General features: G+C 46.1%; 17 protein-coding genes. 14 read left to right on the top strand and 3 right to left on the bottom strand.

The window, feature by feature from the left end; translation table 11 throughout:
• Positions 1-92 precede the first annotated feature (92 nt).
• Entirely contained in the window at positions 93-704 is a 612-nt protein-coding gene (locus AB4111_RS15125; protein ID WP_442032220.1) for a TVP38/TMEM64 family protein, read from the bottom strand.
• A gap of 199 nt (positions 705-903) precedes the next feature.
• Between AB4111_RS15125 and AB4111_RS15120 the strand changes: the two genes are divergently transcribed.
• Positions 904-1,842, top strand: a complete 939-nt coding sequence (locus AB4111_RS15120) for a Gfo/Idh/MocA family protein (protein ID WP_442032219.1) — start codon at positions 904-906, stop codon at positions 1,840-1,842.
• Positions 1,843-1,874: 32 nt separating this feature from the next.
• Positions 1,875-2,189 (top strand): hypothetical protein, encoded by a 315-nt coding sequence (locus AB4111_RS15115; protein WP_091028755.1) that lies wholly within the window; start codon positions 1,875-1,877, stop codon positions 2,187-2,189.
• A gap of 25 nt (positions 2,190-2,214) precedes the next feature.
• Here the strand turns inward: AB4111_RS15115 and AB4111_RS15110 are convergent, their stop codons facing one another.
• Positions 2,215-3,033: an AraC family transcriptional regulator gene (locus tag AB4111_RS15110; RefSeq protein ID WP_017687546.1), complete on the bottom strand. Its 819-nt coding sequence runs from the start codon at positions 3,031-3,033 to the stop codon at positions 2,215-2,217.
• A gap of 190 nt (positions 3,034-3,223) precedes the next feature.
• Between AB4111_RS15110 and AB4111_RS15105 the strand changes: the two genes are divergently transcribed.
• The 6 genes from AB4111_RS15105 (at position 3,224) to AB4111_RS15080 (ending at position 8,726) form a co-directional block, all read left to right on the top strand.
• Complete coding sequence (locus AB4111_RS15105; RefSeq protein ID WP_442032218.1) at positions 3,224-4,336, top strand: Gfo/Idh/MocA family protein; 1,113 nt, start codon at positions 3,224-3,226, stop codon at positions 4,334-4,336.
• A gap of 200 nt (positions 4,337-4,536) precedes the next feature.
• Positions 4,537-5,505, top strand: coding sequence for a sugar phosphate isomerase/epimerase family protein (locus AB4111_RS15100; protein WP_442032217.1), 969 nt, complete (start codon positions 4,537-4,539; stop codon positions 5,503-5,505).
• Positions 5,506-5,529: 24 nt separating this feature from the next.
• Positions 5,530-6,258, top strand: coding sequence for a ThuA domain-containing protein (locus tag AB4111_RS15095; RefSeq protein WP_017687549.1), 729 nt, complete (start codon positions 5,530-5,532; stop codon positions 6,256-6,258).
• 334 nt (positions 6,259-6,592) lie between these two features.
• A complete protein-coding gene (locus AB4111_RS15090; protein ID WP_253442681.1) occupies positions 6,593-6,889 on the top strand; it encodes a winged helix-turn-helix transcriptional regulator in 297 nt (98 codons plus the stop codon).
• Between the two features lie 194 nt (positions 6,890-7,083).
• The gene (locus tag AB4111_RS15085) at positions 7,084-7,815 is read left to right on the top strand and encodes a hypothetical protein (RefSeq protein WP_442032216.1); all 732 of its coding nucleotides are present in this window, start codon (positions 7,084-7,086) and stop codon (positions 7,813-7,815) included.
• Positions 7,816-8,012: 197 nt separating this feature from the next.
• Entirely contained in the window at positions 8,013-8,726 is a 714-nt protein-coding gene (locus tag AB4111_RS15080; RefSeq protein ID WP_017687552.1) for a hypothetical protein, read from the top strand.
• 87 nt (positions 8,727-8,813) lie between these two features.
• Here the strand turns inward: AB4111_RS15080 and AB4111_RS15075 are convergent, their stop codons facing one another.
• Complete coding sequence (locus AB4111_RS15075) at positions 8,814-9,530, bottom strand: Crp/Fnr family transcriptional regulator (RefSeq protein WP_253438872.1); 717 nt, start codon at positions 9,528-9,530, stop codon at positions 8,814-8,816.
• Between the two features lie 430 nt (positions 9,531-9,960).
• On the opposite strand from AB4111_RS15075, the gene adhE reads away from it, so the two are divergent.
• From adhE to AB4111_RS15045, 6 genes are all read left to right on the top strand, one after another.
• Positions 9,961-12,573, top strand: a complete 2,613-nt coding sequence (adhE, locus tag AB4111_RS15070) for a bifunctional acetaldehyde-CoA/alcohol dehydrogenase (RefSeq protein WP_091018175.1) — start codon at positions 9,961-9,963, stop codon at positions 12,571-12,573.
• Positions 12,574-13,513: 940 nt separating this feature from the next.
• A complete protein-coding gene (gene pflB / locus AB4111_RS15065; RefSeq protein WP_442032215.1) occupies positions 13,514-15,772 on the top strand; it encodes a formate C-acetyltransferase in 2,259 nt (752 codons plus the stop codon).
• An 89-nt stretch (positions 15,773-15,861) separates the two neighbouring features.
• A complete protein-coding gene (pflA, locus tag AB4111_RS15060; RefSeq protein WP_442032214.1) occupies positions 15,862-16,614 on the top strand; it encodes a pyruvate formate-lyase-activating protein in 753 nt (250 codons plus the stop codon).
• Positions 16,615-17,031: 417 nt separating this feature from the next.
• A complete protein-coding gene (locus AB4111_RS15055; RefSeq protein ID WP_442032213.1) occupies positions 17,032-18,399 on the top strand; it encodes an ABC transporter substrate-binding protein in 1,368 nt (455 codons plus the stop codon).
• Between the two features lie 50 nt (positions 18,400-18,449).
• Positions 18,450-19,334: a carbohydrate ABC transporter permease gene (locus tag AB4111_RS15050; protein ID WP_442032212.1), complete on the top strand. Its 885-nt coding sequence runs from the start codon at positions 18,450-18,452 to the stop codon at positions 19,332-19,334.
• The gene (locus tag AB4111_RS15045; protein ID WP_442032211.1) at positions 19,334-20,164 is read left to right on the top strand and encodes a carbohydrate ABC transporter permease; all 831 of its coding nucleotides are present in this window, start codon (positions 19,334-19,336) and stop codon (positions 20,162-20,164) included. Before AB4111_RS15050 ends, AB4111_RS15045 begins: the two co-directional genes overlap by 1 nt.
• The last annotated feature ends 10 nt before the right edge of the window (positions 20,165-20,174 follow it).

The raw sequence follows: 20,174 nt of genomic DNA, 5'->3' as shown, positions 1-20,174 counted from the left end.
TTGGGCTTGCTCTTCTATTATATCCTGAATTGGCAAGCCAACCAAGCGGGATTGAAAACAAACTGGATCTGAACGACTTACGAATTCTGAATTCAGGCTTTGTTGCGTGACCGAAAGCGAAATAAGAGCAATACAATGGTCATGAACACCAGGTATCCGGCAAGGATGGCCAAGCTCAGCCAGATGGAGGTTTCAGCCTGTGCACCTGCATAGGCAAAAACAAAAATCGCGGGCATTTTGCCAATTGCCGTGGCGACCATGAAAACCCAGAATGGCGTATACGTTATACCTGCGTAGATATTAACGGCCATCTGAGGCACGACCGGCAACAATCGCATCGACATAACACCCATAAACGGATGTGCTTCCATCCATGTGGTAAAACGGTTCAGACCCCGAATGCGTTCGAGGTACGATCTCGCCTGATGTCTGAAGATAGTTCTTGCTCCGCCGTAGACGAGCATGGCAGCAAGTGTAGTACCAAGCCAGCATATCCAGGCTGCTGTGGTAGTACCGTAGCTGTAACCAAAGGCGATGATAACAAACTTATAAGGAATCACAGGCACAAGAGCAAACAATGTTGCCATGGCAAGTAACAGCGGGATGGACTGATGGAGATCGGTCCAGGCCAGCAGTTCATATCTGTAAATAAACGTGACTCCTGCAAGTAAAACATATAACAGAAGCCATAACCATTTTCGCAAAATCCCAAACGCTCCTTTCAGATCAGGCCGGTCTAGTCGTGTCCCGATCTGTACTGCTGTTCCTCATAAGTTTACCACGTTCGCCCATGGTCTGAACAATTCGTACGAAGTCTGCTGCAATCACTGGCAAGTTGCTGTCCGAAGGGTTACACTATAGGACGTGGAAATATAGAACCGAACTGAAGGTGGAATGATCATCATGGAAACAACCCAACGTAAACGAATTGCAATTATCGGCCTGGGGGATATTGCACGTAAAGTATATTTGCCGCTGTTAACAGCTCATCCGAACGTGGAAATTGTAGGCATTATGAACCGATCTCCGGAGCCGGTCAAAGTCGTTCAGGAGGCGTATCGATTAGAACGGGGAACAACGGATCTGAAAGAACTGTTGTCCTGGGACTTGGATGCGGTGTTTGTACATACAGCAACAGAAGCGCACTTTGACATTGTCATGCAATGTCTGGAACAGGGATTAGCCGTGTACGTAGACAAGCCGTTATCCTATACGATTCGAGAGTCGGAAGAGATGACTGCTTTTGCCGAGGCACAAGGTCTCTTGCTGGCAGTGGGCTTCAATCGCAGATTCGCACCGATGTACCAAAAAGCGAAACAATGGATGCAGGGTGGAAAAGGCTTCGACTCCCTGACAGTGAGCAAACATCGTACAGGCATTCAGGATCGTCCTGCGGCAGAAACCATCTATGATGATCTCATCCACATGCTCGATCTGATGTTGTGGTACTCGGATCATAATGTGGAGCTGCTTCATCAATGGATTCGGAAGAATGATCTGGACAGATTACTGCATGCAACCGGAACGGCCAAGCTGGGCAGAACAGCCTACGGTCGATTCGATATGGTGCGTGAAGCTGGGGCAGATCTGGAGAAGATCGAATTGCATGGTGGTGGACGTTCTGTTGAAGTGGTGAACATGGACACCATCAGCTACTTGGAACAGGGGAGTCTGGAAACCAAAGAAACGTTCGGGAGCTGGGACACCGTGTTAGCACGCAGAGGTTTTAGCGGAGCAGTTGATAATTTCCTGGCTTGTCTGGACTCGCCTGATGATTGCCTGATCAGTGCAAGTCATGTTATGGACAGTCATGAACTGGCTGAACAATTGATTCGCAAATAGTTAGAGAATACACATACGGAGGATTAGAAGTCATGGATGAATATGAAAAGGAACGTAATAAACAGATCGAGGAAGCTGTTATAGAAACCTATAAACAGGAAGAAGAGATGATGATCCTCGTATTTGCACAGTGGTGTGTCAATAATGGTTTGGACCCGGAAGAGATGTACCGGCAAGCCTACCCGAATCAGCAGAGCAACGAGCGTTTGCAGCAGGTGCAGAAGCTGATTGTATCCAAGGAGGAAGCCGGTGAGATCCCGGATGATACCGTACTTGGCGTGTTGTCCATGTTTGGCAATGAAGATCTGGCGATGGTTGTATCCGAGGCCATAGCCGCGCGCAAATAAGTTCAACTTACGTATACTAATATGATTACATCTGTTCCCGGTGAATGACGCGGAATTCCTTCGGGGACATGCCGAACCGGGAACGGAATACCCGATGGAAATAGGTATAGTTGTTGAAGCCAGAAGACTCGGACACTTGCTCCAGGGTCATTGGGCTGAAAATAATTCGTTCCCTGGCCATGTTCAGCCGTACGTCAAGCGTGTATTGCATGATGCTTTTGCCAAATGCCTCTTTGAAGAGATGAACACCCCGTGAGACACTGATGCCAATATGTGTTGCCACATCATCCAGCTTGAATAAAGAGGAAGCGTTTTCTTCAATGTAGTTCTTGATCTCATAAGCCACATAATTGGTATTGGTTATCGTTGGATGCTCCGCAAGCAGACGATCCACTTCGAGACATAAAATTCGCATATAATAACTTGAAATTTCCGGATAAGGATTGGAGATGCGGCGCTGCTCCAGCACAAGCTGTCGAAACAGGACTAAGAGACTTTCCGTCAGTTCGACTTTGATCCGTGTCGGCCGTTTGTGACGCTTCCACCACTCATCCACCCAGGAACCATTGAAGAAGATGTGATAGTCGCCACTCTCCACCAGTCGTTCTCCCATCGGATTGGTTTCATTGTCTATTCTCAGCTCATAGGGCTCGTCAGGATCAAAAAGAAGCAGATCGCCCGCATCCACCAGGGACATGTCCCCGTCAATGCGTGCACGGCAACGTCCGTCTGTTTGCAGTCTTAACAGGTAGTTCTTCACCCCTTCAGGCTGCACCATAGCGTAGGGTTTACGATGAAATGAAAAGCCTGCTGTAAGAACTTGGCAGGATTGATCTGTCGGCATGGGCATACTCCTTGCGATTTGAAAATTATGACCAGATAGTTCATGTTTCAATCATATTATTCATTTTAATTGAAGCTGAAACGGAATACCATAGTATTAGATTTAAGGAACAGGAAACATCCAACAAAACATATGTATCTCAACCATTCAAACGCAGAGTTTCACCATGCGTAAGGAGATGAACGTCACAGTGGAGAAAATGAAAGCAGGCATCATCGGGTGTGGTAACATCAGCGCCATCTACTTGGAAAATCTCAAAAACAACCCGGTCATTGAAGTCGTGGCTGTTGCGGATTTGATTCGTGAACGCGCTCAGGAACGGGCAGATGAATTTAATATCGCAAACGTTTACAATGTAGATGAGTTGCTGCAAAATAACGAAATTGAACTTGTGTTGAACCTTACGGTTCCTGGCAGTCATGCCATGACCGATCTGGCTGCACTCGAAGCAGGCAAACATGTGTATGCCGAGAAGCCACTGGCAATTTCTCTTGAAGATGGTCGCAAGGTTGTTGAGTTGGCTGAGGAAAAGGGATTGTATGTTGGTTCTGCACCGGATACGTTCCTTGGTTCAGGCATTCAAACGGCTCGTAAAGCGATTGAGGATGGGCTGATTGGCAAGCCGATTGCAGCGACTTCGTTCTTCATGGGTGGAGGACCGGAAGCTTGGCATCCTAATCCGGAGTTCTTTTATGTTGCAGGTGGAGGACCGATGTTTGATATGGGACCGTACTACCTGACCGCTCTGGTTACCCTGCTTGGACCGATACGCAGAATTAGCGCCTCGGCAGGCATACAGATTGCAGATCGCAAGATTGGCTCCGGGCCGAAGGAAGGTACAGCGCTGCAAGTAGAGACGCCTACCCACTTGGCAGGAACCATTGATTTCGCAGAAGGTGCCATTGCAACCATGATTACCAGTTTCGATATTCGCGGAGCTTCGGATCTGCCACGTATCGAAATCTATGGTACAGAAGGTACGCTTAGTGTACCGGACCCCAACTATTTTAACGGGGAAGTGAAGGTTCGCAGATACGGTCAAGACACTTGGGAGACAGTCAAACCAGTCTTCGAAAGTGGACAAAACGAACGAGGCATCGGCGTAACCGAAATGGTCGAATCCATTCGTGCCGGACGCGAACACAAAGCCAGTGGCAAGCTCGCTTATCACGTACTGGAAGCCATGCATTCATTCCAGCGTTCTTCACTTGAAGGCAAGCACATACATCTGGAGAGCAGCTATGACGCTTTTGCAGTAACTCGCACAGTTCAAACTGAGATTGAAAGCGTGGAATCGCTCTAGCATGAGTAACAAGTGTTAACGCTTGATGCTCATACGAATGGTGGAGAATAACCAGTATTCTTACGTTCAATTTCAGGATAGAAACACTCTCGATTTTCCACACTAAGCAAACAGGCATATGATCTGAACGGTAAATGTATACAGTTCAATATTCATGAATTCAGCAATAATTCGATATCTAATCCAGGGAGGAATCGCACTTGAAACTCGGCGTATTTTTGGTACTATTCGGAGGACGTAAATTGGAGGATGCTCTTGATTATGTAGCATCCAAGGGATTAAAAGCAGTAGAGATCGGAACAGGCGGACATCCAGGCAATGCACATTGTAAGCCGGATGAATTGTTAAGCAATCCTACAGCACTTAAAAACTTCAAAAACGCAGTGGAATCACGGGGTTTGACAATTAGTGCACTGAGCTGTCACGGTAACCCGCTTCATCCGCAAAAGGATATTGCGAAGGGATTCCATGATGATTTTGTTAAAACGGTAGAACTGGCTGAGAAGCTGGAAGTACCTGTAGTGAATACATTCTCCGGTTGTCCGGGAGACCATGAGGATGCCAAATATCCGAACTGGCCTGTTGCACCATGGCCGAATGATTTCCAGGAGATCCTGAAGTGGCAGTGGGAGAACAAAGTTATCCCGTATTGGACAGAGTGGGGGAAATTTGCAGCAGATCGCAACGTAAAAGTTGGATTGGAACTGCACGGTGGATTCTCTGTTCATACACCTGCAACCTTGCTGAGACTGCGTGAAGCAGCAGGTGAAGTGATTGGGGCCAACCTGGATCCAAGTCACATGTGGTGGCAAGGTATTGATCCAGTGCAGGCGATTCACATCTTGGGACGTGAAGGAGCGATCCATCACTTCCATGCAAAAGACACAACGATTGATCCTATAAACGTGAACAAACACGGTGTAACGGATATGCAAGATTATACGAATATGCTGGATCGGGCTTGGCAGTTCCGCTCGGTCGGTTATGGACATGATAACAAGACATGGGCAGACATTATTAGTGCTTTGCGCCTGGTCGGATATGATTACGTAGTAAGTATTGAACACGAAGACGGTCTGATGTCGGTTGAAGAAGGATTCTCTAAAGCCGTACAAAATCTCCAGCAAGTATTGATTGAAGAGCCGCTGGGCGATATGTGGTGGGTTTAGAGCTACACTAGGGGGAAATTGAATATGATCAACGTCACCATTTGGAATGAATTTGTCCATGAGAAAATTCACGATGAAGTAAGGGAAGTCTACCCGGATGGTCTGCATCGAGCACTGGCTGACGGACTTGGCGGCGAAGGCTTTGCTATTCGTACGGCTACACTGGATCAGCCTGAACACGGATTGAGTGATGAAGTGCTGAATTCCACAGATGTGCTTATATGGTGGGGACATATGGCACATGATCGCGTAAGCGATGAGATCTCACAGAAGGTCGCGCAACGAGTGCTGAACGGGATGGGAATGATTGTGCTCCATTCAGGTCATTTCTCCAAACCATTCAAAGCGCTAATGGGAACCAGCTGCGATCTGAAATGGCGTGTAGCTGACGAGCAGGAAATTGTATGGTGTGTTAATCCATCTCATCCGATTGCAGATGGCATTGAAGGCAAGATTGTATTGGAAAAAGAAGAGATGTATGGCGAATTCTTTGATATTCCAGTACCGGATGAACTGGTGTTTGTGAGCAACTTCCAAGGTGGAGAAGTATTCCGGAGCGGATGTACGTTCCGTCGTGGTGAAGGTAAAATCTTCTATTTCCGACCAGGTCATGAGACGTATCCGACCTATTACAAGCCGGAAATATTGAGAGTAATCAGTAACGCAGTAAAATGGGCATATCCTGCCCGCAGCTTTAAGCCGGAATTTGGCAAGAGCGAACCTGTAAGACCATTTGGTGGCGTGCTGGTTTAATTCATAATTTTCTTTATTCCTAGAAAGAAATCAAAAGAATCTGGGGATGACATAATCTATACCAAGGAACCCTTCTGCAAGTCGATGATGACTGTGGCAGTTGGGTTCTTTTTGGGTAAGATAGTATTATGGGGAAGTTATACGATATTTCCCATGGTTACGGGGCAGGCTGTAAGGTATACTGGGATATAACAAGTTATACTTCTAAAATTTAAACTTTTTAGGGGCAGACGTTTTCTTTAATGCTTAAATATGTTATTATGAAATATACTAACAAAATGTAAGTTGAGTGATCTCTAAAGAGGTGATTAATGTGGAAGGTCAAGACTTGCGGATGTGTCCGCGTTTTGAGACGGCGTTTTCTTTTTTGGGCAAGCGCTGGAATGGTTTAATTATTCAAACATTGATGAGTGGTTCGAAGCGATTCAAGGATATCTCCAATCTGATTCCATCTATGAGTGATAAGATGTTATCCGAACGGATGAAAGATCTGGAGGGTGAAGGTATTCTGGTTCGTCACGTCTATCCTGAGACGCCGGTTCGTATTGAATATGAACTGACGGATAAAGGTAGAGCGCTCCAGCCTGTCATGAATCAAATTCAAGATTGGGCTGAGAAGTGGGTTGACTAACGTATAAGCAACATCACCCACTTTCGTTGCATGAAAGACATAGACTCCTGATTTCTGTGGAAATCAGGGGTTTTTGTCTTAAGTATAACGTGGATCGTCGTTTTTCTCTTGGGCTATGCACATGTTGTCATGAGTTGTAGTATAATCTATAGAAAATGGCCACAGACGGCCGGAGCGAAGGAGGCCCACTTGTCATGAGAGAAGAAAGCTTATCCCGCGAAGTACGCTACGGCAAGAAAGATATTGCAGAACTTGAGAGCGCATCCATCCAGGTCCATCTAATCTACAAAAAAGCTGCAGAGTTATTCAAGCGCACAGCATATTCCCAATCGGTTAAGGACGATTTAGCCGAAGTGAATACGCATTCTGTGAACAGCGATGGTCCGAGATTAGCTCCGGCGGTGCTGCAAAAATGGATTCAAACGTCCAGGGGCTGGAAGTGTATCGGATGTGAACTGAGCCAACCTGATTCAACGATGTCTCAGATGGAAGAAACAATTCAGGGTAAGCAGTTGATTCTGGATGTGGGCGTAGGCCGGTTGGCTCAGGCAGAAATGCTGATTCAGGCGGTTGTCTGGTCTCAATATGAGAAGATTCGAATGTTTGCACCATGGCTTGGGGATGAACCCTTTTATAGCGTTCAGGAATTGGATGTCATTGCCCGTTATATTGTACCTACCTATTTCTCGGAACGGCCTTTGCATGAGCAAGGCAAGGTCTTCAAGGTACATCAACAATATGGACAGATTCCGTTGTATCAGGAGTATGTAGACGCACCTTCATGTTGCGTGCAGGTGGACGGTGGATTGCTTGAAGGGCGATTGCTGACAGGTGTATATGTGTCTGAGGAACAGTTCTTCGGACTTAATCCATATCTGAAAGATGGAGATGGAGGACGGACATACATGCAGGCTTGTGTCCAGTAACAGCGTAACCGATGAGATCGGAAAAATGATTCAGATTGGAGAGCCTGTGTGCAGGCTCTCTTTCTTGTACAAGCCTTATCTGGAGGGGGCACCCTATAAAAGTAACGGCTTTGACACTTTTTTTTGCTGAAGGTTGTGCCATAATAGAGGTTATGGACAACAGGGTGAATGATTTTACGCAGGGTGGTGTTACCTACATGATGAAGAAAATCCCCGGTTACATAGGTGTATGTTTGCTCCTACTGGCGATCTTGGCTGGTTGTAGTGAGACACAGCCTTCTGAGCAGCCAATTGTCAAAGAGACAGAAACAGCGAATACGATTACAGTGGCTGTAGATGGCAGTACGTTTTTGCCTGATGCAACAAAGTCCATAAAGCGAGATTTTAGCGAGGGATTGACACTCAAAAAAGCATTACTCAATAGCGGACTGGTTGATTTTACGGCAGATGGCAAACGGATTCAATCCGTTGGTGAAGTTTCTCTGGATTCTTCGCTTAGCTGGGCTGTCAAATTGAATGGCAAGGATATTGAGCAGGAAGATTGGGACATGGAGCTTCATGCCAAAGATGAAGTGATCATTTACGTGAAAGCCGCTGACAGTGGGGGGGATGGCGTTGCATATCAGACAACGTTACTCAAGGTGAGCGGTGGAAACATTATGCCAACCCTCAATCGTCAATATGCCGGAGTCTACGTTCAAGAGTGTACAGTTCGCGATGTGTTGAAGTCCAGCGGGATTGTAAGAATGTCGGAGAATAACAAATTTGTCGTTTCGGTCGAGAATGTCACACCCCGCATGAATGAGCGGTGGGTCATTATGGTGAATGACAAAGAACTAATGGAAAATGGTTTGGACATGAAATTGAATCCACGTGATGCGGTGAAGCTTGAATTGACCAATGCATCCTAAGCATACCAAGAAGCCCAATCTCTATTCAGAGAACTGGGCTTTTTTTCATTAAAATATATAAGCAACATCCGATAACATAGTCAAATATTAGATACGACAGATCTCGTTCGGGCAAAGTTCACAGTGACAGATCCCTTGCAGCATCTTCAGATCTTTGATGACAATCATGCCATTATCATATTCAATCGCATCTTTCTTGCGCAGATCGCTTAACATGCGGTTTACACTTTCACGGGTGGCTCCAATCATATTGGATAGGTCCGTGTGGGTAATTTTTTTGTGAATAATGACATGCTCACCATGAGGCTCACCATATGAATTCGACAAACGAATGAGGGTGGAGCAGAGTGCACCCGGTTTGCCATATAACATGAGATCCCGGAACTTGGTTTGTGTCAACCGATGGTGGATGCCCATCCATTTCATAAAGTCGATCGCAAAGTCACAGTGTTGGCAGATCAGCATCTCCAGGTCTTTATGCTCCAGTACACCAATCTCACTATCCTCCAGCACTTCCGCCGAGAAGCTGTGTTTCGATCCGAAAAACGGATCAGCCTGCCCAATCATATCACCGGACTGATACATGTACATGATCAATTCCTTGCCTTCATCCGTGGATTTGGTGATCTGGGCACGGCCCCGTTTCATATAATAAAGTTTGTCAGAGACGTCTCCTTCCCAGTACAGATGTGTACCTTCCGGATAGGTTCTATCTTTCATGGTAACCAGCAGATGGTTGAAATTCGCTTCCGAGAAACAGTTGGTATTGCCGCGTTTTTCCAGTACAGTCGTTAGTTCTATCATAAGTCTATCTCCCCTTTGTGTCCGTCGGATGGACTCCTGTAGCTTGCAGTAGCCTCCGAGGTTTGCCGCAAACCGTTGCCGTCCTGATCAGGGTCATCTCGGCCGGGAGGAAGGACGGTACAAATTGCGGTGGTTCAATTTTTAAGTTCAGTATATACCTAATCTTACCGTTTGAGGGGGAAGGAAAGGGGGCAAAAATGACGAAATTTCAAACATTGTGATAAAATTCACTTTTAATGGAGAGCATGAATTTTACAGCCCTATATTTTTAATAGGAAGTGAAAATGGTTGGATGAAGGACACTACAAAACTTAAATTAAATTCGTTATACTTTGTGAAAAAAATCACATAATTAAGTTTATGGTCATGTTACGATGTGAATGTAAAGAAGAGAGACAAACCAATACGAACCTTTAGGAGGATGAGGGAGATGGCTGTAAAGAACGAAGTCGCCCCAGCAAAAGAACCGACAGCAGGTCAGTATATTCAAACGTTAATCGACAAAGCGAATAAAGCACACGCCGCATTCATGAAGATGGATCAGAAGCAGATTGACCGGATTGTGCAAGCGATGGCGCTTGCGGGTCTGGATAAACACATGATGCTCGCCAAGATGGCCGTAGAAGAAACAGGCCGCGGAGTATATGAGGATAAAATCACCAAAAATATATTTGCAACAGAATATGTGTACCACAGCATCAAGTATGACAAAACCGTAGGTGTGATTGAAGATAACGAATATGAGAGCTTCCAGAAAATTGCTGAGCCGGTCGGCATCATCATGGGGATTACACCAGTTACCAATCCAACATCAACGACGATGTTTAAAGCACTGATCTCCATCAAGACGCGTAACCCGATCATCTTTGGTTTCCACCCATCTGCACAGAATTGTAGCCGGGAAGCTGCCAAAATCCTGCTGGAAGCGGCTGTGAAACATGGTGCACCAGCAGATTGTATTCAATGGATTGATGATCCTTCCATGGATCGTACAAACGAACTGATGAATCACAATGATGTGGCTCTCATTCTGGCAACAGGCGGATCAGGCATGGTACGTGCAGCGTACAGCTGTGGTAAACCTGCACTGGGCGTAGGACCAGGTAACGTACCTTGTTTCATCGAGAAAAGCGCGGATATCAATCAGGCAGTAACGGATTTGATCCTGTCCAAGTCTTTCGACAACGGCATGATCTGTGCTTCCGAGCAAGCGGTCATCATTGAAGAACCGATCTTTGATCAAGTGAAGAAAAAAATGATTGCAAATGGCTGTTACTTTGTTAACAAAGATGAAGCAGCAAAATTGACAGCAGGTGCGATTAATGCCGAGAAATGTGCGGTGAACCCGGCGATTGTTGGTCAATCTGCGGTGAGCATTGCGAAGTTGTGTGGTATTGAAGTTCCAGCAGGCACCAAAATTCTCGTGGCCGAGATTGAAGGGGTAGGTACAAAATTCCCATTGTCGGCTGAGAAATTAAGTCCGGTACTCGCTTGTTACAAAGTTAAAACGGCAGCAGAGGGAATTGAACGTGCAGCAGAAGTGGTTGCTTTTGGCGGCATGGGTCACTCCTCGGTTATCCATTCCACAAATGAAGAAGTGATTGGCAAATTCGCAGATCGTCTACAAACTGGACGGATTATTGTGAACTCACCATCCACACACGGTGCCATCGGGGATATCTACAACACAAATATGCCATCATTGACACTGGGATGCGGATCATACGGACGTAACTCGACTTCTTCTAACGTAACCGCTGTGAACTTAATCAATGTGAAAAGGGTGGCTCGCCGTACCGTGAATATGCAATGGTTCAAAGTGCCGAACAAAGTCTACTTCGAAAAAGGGGCAACACAGTATCTTGCCAAAATGCCTGATATCACACGTGTGGCGATTATTACGGATGCCATGATGGTGAAACTTGGATATGTTGAAAAGGTAGAACACTATCTGCGTCAACGCCAAATGCCAGTAGCGATCGAAGTATTCTCCGATGTTGAGCCAGATCCATCCACAACAACAGTAGATCGCGGAACCGAAATGATGCGCCGCTTCCAACCAGACTGCATTATCGCACTCGGCGGTGGATCACCGATGGATGCTGCCAAAGCCATGTGGTTGTTCTATGAATATCCGGACACGGACTTCAACGATCTGAAACAAAAATTCATGGATATCCGCAAACGGATCTACAAATATCCACGTCTCGGCGTAAAAGCGAAATTTGTAGCGATCCCAACCACATCAGGTACAGGTTCTGAAGTAACATCGTTCGCGGTTATTACGGATAAAAATCAAGGTAACACCAAATATCCATTGGCAGATTATGAGCTGACACCAGACGTAGCGATTGTCGATCCGGAGTTCGTATACTCCCTGCCTAGAACAGCCGTTGCAGATACAGGTATGGACGTACTGACTCATGCGATTGAAGCTTATGTATCTGTTATGGCAAATGATTACACGGATGGACTTGCGATCAAAGCAATCCAACTGGTATTCCAATACCTGGAGCAATCTGCACTGCAAGGAGATAAACTGGCACGTGAGAAAATGCATAATGCTTCCACGATTGCCGGTATGGCGTTTGCCAACGCATTCCTGGGCATTAACCACAGCTTGGCGCATAAATGGGGCGGTCAGTACCACACCGCACACGGACGCACCAATGCGATCCTGATGCCGCACGTTATTCGTTACAACGCGAAAAAACCGACCAAATTTGCATCGTTCCCGAAATATTCGCACTTTATAGCGGATGAGCGGTATGCCGAAATTGCCCGCATCTTGGGATTGCCTGCTCGCACAACAGAAGAAGGCGTAACCAGTCTTATCAATGCCATTCGCAAACTGAACAAAACATTGGGCATTGAAGAATCGTTCCAGGAAATCGGATTTGATGCCAAAGACTTTGAAGCACATGTAGATTATCTGGCTGACCGTGCCTTCGAAGACCAATGTACAACCGCCAATCCGAAGTTGCCGTTGGTAACTGAACTGGCTGATGTATACCGCAACGCTTTCTACGGAAAGTTTGAATAACAAATCTAGAACGAAGCGTGACTTACGGCAAGAAGATCAGGGTTCCCCGAGAGGGGAGCCCCGATTGCCGTCTTTCACACATAATGAGAGGGCAGAAAAACAGAAGAGTGAAGCACCTGTTTTTCAGGTTTTATTCTAAGATTTAGTTTGCTCCGAGCATAGAGGAGCAAAGGGCTCTAAAGAGATGGCATGGAATCCGTGACGTGGCTGTTTGAGTCAGATGTTCGCACAATAACGAGAGGGCAGAAAAACAGAAGAGCGAGTATCTGTTTTTCAGGAAATGGTCCTAAGTCCTTGTTTGCTCCGAGCATAGAGGAGCAAAGGGTTCTAAAGAGGTGGCATGGAATCCGTGACGTGGCTGTTTGAGCCAGATGTTCACACAATAACGGAGAGGGCAGAAAAACAGAAGAGCGAAGCACCTGTTTTTCAGGAAATGATCAAAGTCCTTGTTTGCTCCGAGTTTAAGGGAGCAATGGTCCTAAAGAGGTTACACGGAATCCGTGATGAGGTTGTTTGATCCAGATGTTCACACAATAACGGAGAGGGCAGAAAAAACTGAAGAAGCGGAGCGTTCGCCTTTATCCCCGGATTTTCCCCTTTGAAATATAACATTGAAAAAATCCGGGGATAACAGCGATCGGAAGTTGTTCTGCCCGCGCAGTGGCTAAGTGTGAATCTAAAGAGGGTTCAATAGGACACAGCGCAGGTGGAGTGAGTTAGTTCACTGACTTTGTGACAAAAATCACAGATGATGAAAGCCCCAAGTCGTATACTGAAAATGTAAGAAAAACATTCATTCCGCGGTTCCGGTTCCCAAGTAGAGAGAACATGTTCCGGTTTATGTGAAACAATTCACATTAATCGCGGCTCTGGGCACACAATGATACGAATGAAGCAAGATGTTATGTGTCCAGAAATCCAAATTAGTGGAGGGATTACGATGTCGGTGATTGAAAAAGATGTCAAACAACAAACAGGCTGGAGAAACTTTACCAAAGGAACATGGACCAAATCCGTAGATGTGAATGATTTTCTGGCACACAACTTGTCTCCGTATTACGGTGATGAAGCATTTCTCGCAGATGCAACCCAGAATACCAAAGAATTGTGGGAGATCGTATCTGATCTGACCAAAAAAGAACGGGATAACGGCGGTGTCCTTGACGTTGATGTGAACACACCAGCGACTATTGTTTCTCACCAACCAGGTTATCTGGATCAATCCAAAGAGCAGATCGTCGGCGTTCAGACCGATGCTCCGTTCAAACGTTCCATTCAACCAACAGGCGGAATCCGGATGATGATTGATGCATGTGAAGCATATGGCTTCGAATTGCCTCAAGGCGTCATTGATATATTTACGAACATTCGCAAAACACATAACCAGGGTGTATTCGATGCTTATACTTCCGATATGCGTGCAGCGCGTAAAGCAGGAATTATTACAGGTCTGCCAGATGCTTACGGCCGTGGCCGGATCATCGGTGACTATCGTCGTGTAGCTTTGTACGGGGTAGACTTCCTGATCCGTAACAAAAAAGGCGAATTGAACGCACTTGAAGTTGATGTCATTGATGAAGATGTCATTCGTCTGCGGGAAGAATTGTCTGAGCAGATTCGTGCATTGCAAGAATTGAAGCAATTGGGCGAAATGCACGGGTTCGATATTTCCTTGCCAGCGACTACAGCGAAAGAAGCATTCCAATGGTTGTACTTCGGTTATCTCGCTGCCATCAAAGAGCAGAACGGTGCTGCGATGTCCCTGGGACGTGTATCTTCTTTCCTGGATATCTACATTGAACGTGACCTGCAAGAAGGCATTCTGTCCGAAGAACAGGCTCAGGAACTCGTTGACCATTTCGTAATGAAACTGCGGATTGTCAAATTCCTGCGTACACCGGATTACAACGAACTGTTCAGTGGAGATCCAACGTGGGTAACGGAGTCCATCGGTGGTATGTCTGTAAATGGTGAAACACGCGTAACCAAAAACAGCTTCCGTTTCCTGCATACGCTGCACAACCTGGGACCTGCACCAGAGCCGAACCTGACTGTACTATGGTCCACGAAACTTCCGGAAGCGTTCAAAGATTATTGCAGTAAAGTATCGATTGAAACAAGTTCAATCCAGTATGAAAATGATGACCTGATGCGTCCGATCTACGGTGACGATTACGGTATTGCTTGCTGTGTATCGGCTATGAAGATCGGGAAACAAATGCAATTCTTCGGTGCTCGTGCCAACTTGGCAAAAGCTCTCCTCTATGCGATCAACGGTGGTCGTGACGAGAAATCCGGAGCACAGGTCGGACCGGAGTATCCTGCCATTACAAGCGAAGTACTGGATTACAATGAGGTCATGAAACGTTTCAAACCAATGATGGAGTGGCTCGCGAAGTTGTATATGAACACCCTCAACGTCATTCACTACATGCACGATAAATACAGCTATGAGCGTATCGAAATGGCATTACATGACCGTGACATTGTACGTACGATGGCTTGTGGTATCGCGGGTCTCTCGGTTACAGCAGATTCACTGAGTGCAATCAAATATGCCAAAGTAAAACCAATCCGTAACGAACAAGGCATCGCGGTTGATTTCGAAATCGAAGGAGACTTCCCTTGTTACGGTAACAATGAAGATAGCGTGGACAGCATTGCTGTTGAACTGGTTGAGAGCTTCATGGGCATGATTCGCAAACACAAAGCATACCGTAACGCAATACCAACACAATCCGTTCTTACGATCACATCCAACGTGGTTTACGGTAAGAAAACAGGGACTACACCGGACGGTCGTAAAGCAGGTGAACCATTTGCTCCAGGTGCGAACCCAATGCATGGTCGTGACAAAAAAGGTGCCCTGGCATCCCTTGGCTCTGTAGCCAAATTGCCTTATGAACACAGTCTTGACGGAATTTCCAATACCTTCTCCATCGTGCCAAAAGCATTGGGTAAAGAGGAGACTACACGTAAATCCAATCTGACTGCGATGATGGATGGTTACTTCGGTCAAAACGCTCATCACCTGAACGTTAACGTATTTGATCGTCAGCAACTGATTGATGCGATGGATCACCCGGAAAACTATCCGCAACTGACTGTACGGGTATCCGGATATGCGGTTAACTTCATTAAATTGACTCGTGAACAACAGCTGGATGTCATCAACCGTACGTTCCATGGTTCGATGTAAGTGATATGTAAGTAGAAGACCGCTAGAGCAGGGCATTCCAAATCATATTAAACGCACAGCGGATGCGGATACAGAAAGGAAGAGGCAACATGGTTAACGGACATATTCATTCACTCGAAACTTTCGGGACGGTTGACGGCCCAGGCATCCGCTTCGTGCTTTTTATGCAAGGATGTCTACTCAAGTGTCAGTACTGCCATAACCCTGATACATGGGCGCTGGATGGTGGAAAAGAAATGACGCTGGAGGAGGTATTGGCTGAAATTGAGCCATATCTATCCTATTACCGCAGCTCCGGAGGCGGACTCACGATATCTGGCGGAGAACCAACGTTGCAGGCTCACTTTGTAGGCGAAATCTTCAAAGAAGTGAAACGTCGCTGGGGATTGCATACGACACTGGACAGCAACGGATTTAACGAACCGGAACGGATTCACGATCTGTTGGATCACACAGACCTGGTTCTGCTGGATCTCAAACATATTGATGACGAGAAACATATCAAGCTGACAGGTAAATCCAACGAGAGAACGTTGAAAACGGCCAAGTGGTTATCGGAGCAAGGTCGGAAAATGTGGATACGCCACGTGTATGTGCCTGGTATTCATAACGAGGAAGAGGATCTTCTTAACCTCGGACGGTTTATTGGAACATTAAATGGCGTCGAGAAGTTCGAAATTCTTCCATACCATCAGATGGGGATCTACAAATGGGAAGCACTCGGCAAAATATATCCACTGGATGGCGTTCCTTCACCAAGTGAAGAAGAAGTGGAGCGGGCGTATCGCCTAATCGAACAAGGTCGCCAGGAAACGGCTGGCGTGGCTTGTTCCGGTAAATAATCTACCTTTATATGCAGGATGTATATAATTTGAACTAACCATTTACACGAGAACGAAGAGGACAGAAATAAGCTGAAGAAGCGGAGCGTTCGCCTAAAAGCTTTCTAAAAGAAAGCTACATCGGAAGCATATGCTATCCCCAGATTTTCACCTTTGTAAAAGTGGATCAAAAAAATCGGGGGATAACAGCGATCAGAAGGTTGTTCTGTCATCGAAGTGGCAAGTGTAAATATTCTTAAGTACTACGTATATACCAACCAAGCAGCCCTTGCGAATACACTTCGCAGGGGCTGTTTTTTGTCCAGTGAAGGATTTTATCCCTCCATTGATGAATTGTCATCCTTACGATGTAAGCTCCGGCTTTTTATAATCAGAGTGTAAAGCCAAATGCTCAATATCTTGAGGAGGGTCAACCCGATGAAAAAAAGAATGACATTGCTGCTTTCATTATTGCTTATCACTTCATGGACTTTGGCGGGATGTGCAGGCTCAAGTAACGAGCCACAGCAGGGCGCAGGCAATACACCTGTGGAGGAGACAAGTAAGGAACCAGTTGAGATGCTTCTTCGCCACACGCAGGTGGGTGCCGACAAACAAAAAAGATTGGCCATTCTGCAGGATGTTGTGGACAAAGTGGAGGGTGAGATACCCAATCTGACCTTTACGCTGGATGGTGTCGAATCCGATGTGAATCGTAAGGAGAAGCTTCGGGGGGAGATGGCGGCAGGTAACCCGCCGGATATTTTTGAACTGTTCGGCAGCCCGGATTCCAAAGTTTATGCCAAGGAAGGGATGCTGCTTGATCTGACTCCAATCCTGCAAGAGCTGGGCATTCAGGACCAATTTACATCCCTTGAGCCGTTTACGTATGAAGACAAAGTATATGGATTGCCAATTGGCGGATCTGGCGAAGGCTTTTTCTATAATAAAGAGTACTTTGAACAAAAAGGATGGAAAGCCCCAACCACCATGGCTGAACTGGACAATATGTTAGCCGAGATTAAGGCTGATGGCAAAGTACCGCTTGCTTCTGCATCCAAGGCAGGCTGGGTTCCGCTTATGTTAACCAACCACCTGTGGTCCCGGTATGCCGGGCCGGAGATTACCGCAAAGTTTGCAACAGGTGAAGCGAAGTGGACCGACCCGGGTGTTGTCCAAGGTTTTGCCAAACATAAGGAATGGGTTGATAAGGGTTATTTCAAAAAAGGTGAGCTGGGCTTCGAGTATGCCGAATACACCACGCAATTTACCAGCGGAGAAGCGGTATTAATGTATGACGGAACATGGAAATCATCTGTATTCAAGGAAGGCCAGAGCGGTGAATCGCTCATTGGCAAGGTTGGATTCTTTAATATGCCTCCGGTAGAGAACGGAGCAGGTGATCAGACGTCCTTGATGCGGGATGTGAACAATGGATATGGATTCTCGGCAGCCGTGGCGGATGATCCTCAGAAGCTGGAAGCTGTTAAAGCATTTATCAAAAATTTCTACAATGAAGATATGCAGGTTCGCGGCCTTGTGGAAGATGGTGTGTTGCCTGCAATGAAGCTCGATGAGAAAGTGTTAACCGATAGCATTACCGATGATCTGATGAAAGAAATTGTGGCCGTGCTTAATGCGTCGAAGACGTCGTTCCCGGCATTTGATGCACTCGTTCAGGCTGATGTGACGACAGAGATCAGTAATCTGCAGATTCAGAAGTTGATCGGTGGGCAGACCACGCCAGAGAAAATGACAGAAGAGCTGCAAAAGGTACAGGAGGAAGCAAACGCTTCAGTGGAATAAATCAATCCAGTTGAAACTGCGATCGTTGAAGTGACTTAAGGAGGCTGACCATGAATACTTCACTCCGCAGCCCGTTAATCTATACGCTGTTTGTAATGCCGGCCCTAATTCTATTTGTAATGTTCTTTCTATATCCTATTGGCAGCTCCTTATATTACAGCCTGACGAGTTGGAATGGGGTATCCGCTGAGCCACGTTTTGTGGGTTTATCCAACTATGTGAAGGCACTGACTGATGAACGATTTTGGATTTCCACACGGAATAACGGCTTTTTCATCGGATTTTCGGTTCTTATTCAGGTACCTCTAATCGTCCTGTTTTCGCTTCTGATTGCCAATGTGAAAAGGCTGAAAGGTCTGTATAAAACAGCTGTTTTTTTACCATCCATTATGTCGACAGCCGTGATCGGTATCTTATGGGGGTTCATCTATGAGCCGAATATCGGATTATTAAACAAAATACTTCATGTGCTGGGCATCGATCCAATCTACTGGTTATCAGATAACCGATTCGCCATGTTGTCCATTTTGGTAACTAATGCTTGGCAGTGGACGGGATTTTACATTGTCATGGTGCTGGCGGCCATACTGGCGATTCCCCGTGATTTGGATGAAGCAGCTGCAATTGATGGCGCAACGGCGGTACAACGTGCAATGCGCATAACATTGCCGCTGATTCGCCCGATCATTTCCGTCGTTATCATGTTGTCCATTGCAGGTGCTATGAAAGCAGCTGACATCGTGATTGTCATGACCAAAGGTGGGCCCGCTGGGTCCACCGAGGTTCTGGCGACATACATGATCAAATATGCGATTACCAATTTCAAATATGGTTATGGCAATACCATTGCGGTACTGATCTTTGCTCTGACGCTTGTGCTTACCGCGGTGTATCAACTGCTGGTGGCGAGAAAGAGCGAGAAGGTGGAATATTGATGGCGAAAAACATAAAAAGCAGTATACCTCATGTGTTGTTAATGTTGTATTTAATCGCGATTTTGTTTCCCTTTTTATTTGTGATTTTCTCGTCCTTTAAGCAGGATAACAATGAGATCGCCTTGAATCCATTCGGTCTGCCGACAACATGGGAGTTTAACAATTATGTGGAGGCCTGGGTGAATGCAAAGATTGGCACGTATTTCTGGAACAGCCTATACATTTCAATTCTGTCTTCGGCGTGCACAATTGCACTCGGTGCCATGTTTGCTTTTGCCGTAACCCGGATGAGACACCGGAAATGGAGTCTGTTTCTGTACAGCCTGATTCTGGCGGGCATGCTTATTCCCAACAATGCACTCATGCTGCCGATCTATCTGCTTGTACGCAAAATGGGCATATTGGATTCACATCTGGCATTGATCGTGCCTTATGTGGCGAATGCGATCCCCTTTACCATTATTATACTGGCGGCTTTTATGAGATCTCTGCCTGGCGAAATTGAGGAAGCGGCGGTCATGGACGGCTTGAGGGCCCCGGGTATCTTTGCTAAAATAGTGATACCTCTTACGGTTCCGGCTATTGTTACCGTTTTTATCGTTAATTTCCTCGGCAACTGGAACGAATTTTTACTCGCCAACTATTTCTTATCCACCGATAAATTGCGCACGCTGCCCGTGGGCATGGTCCAGTTTCGGGATCAATATCAGATGAACTATGCTCAGATGTCGGCAGGTATTGTATACAGTGTTGTACCTGTACTTGTGATCTACGCTATACTCCAGGAGAAAATTATAGAAGGAGTAACTGCAGGTGGTGTCAAAGGTTAATACCATGAAC

The organism is Paenibacillus sp. 2KB_22, assembly GCF_052115745.1.
GTDB lineage: Bacteria > Bacillota > Bacilli > Paenibacillales > Paenibacillaceae > Paenibacillus.
This window is presented reverse-complemented; position numbering and strand designations above follow the sequence as displayed.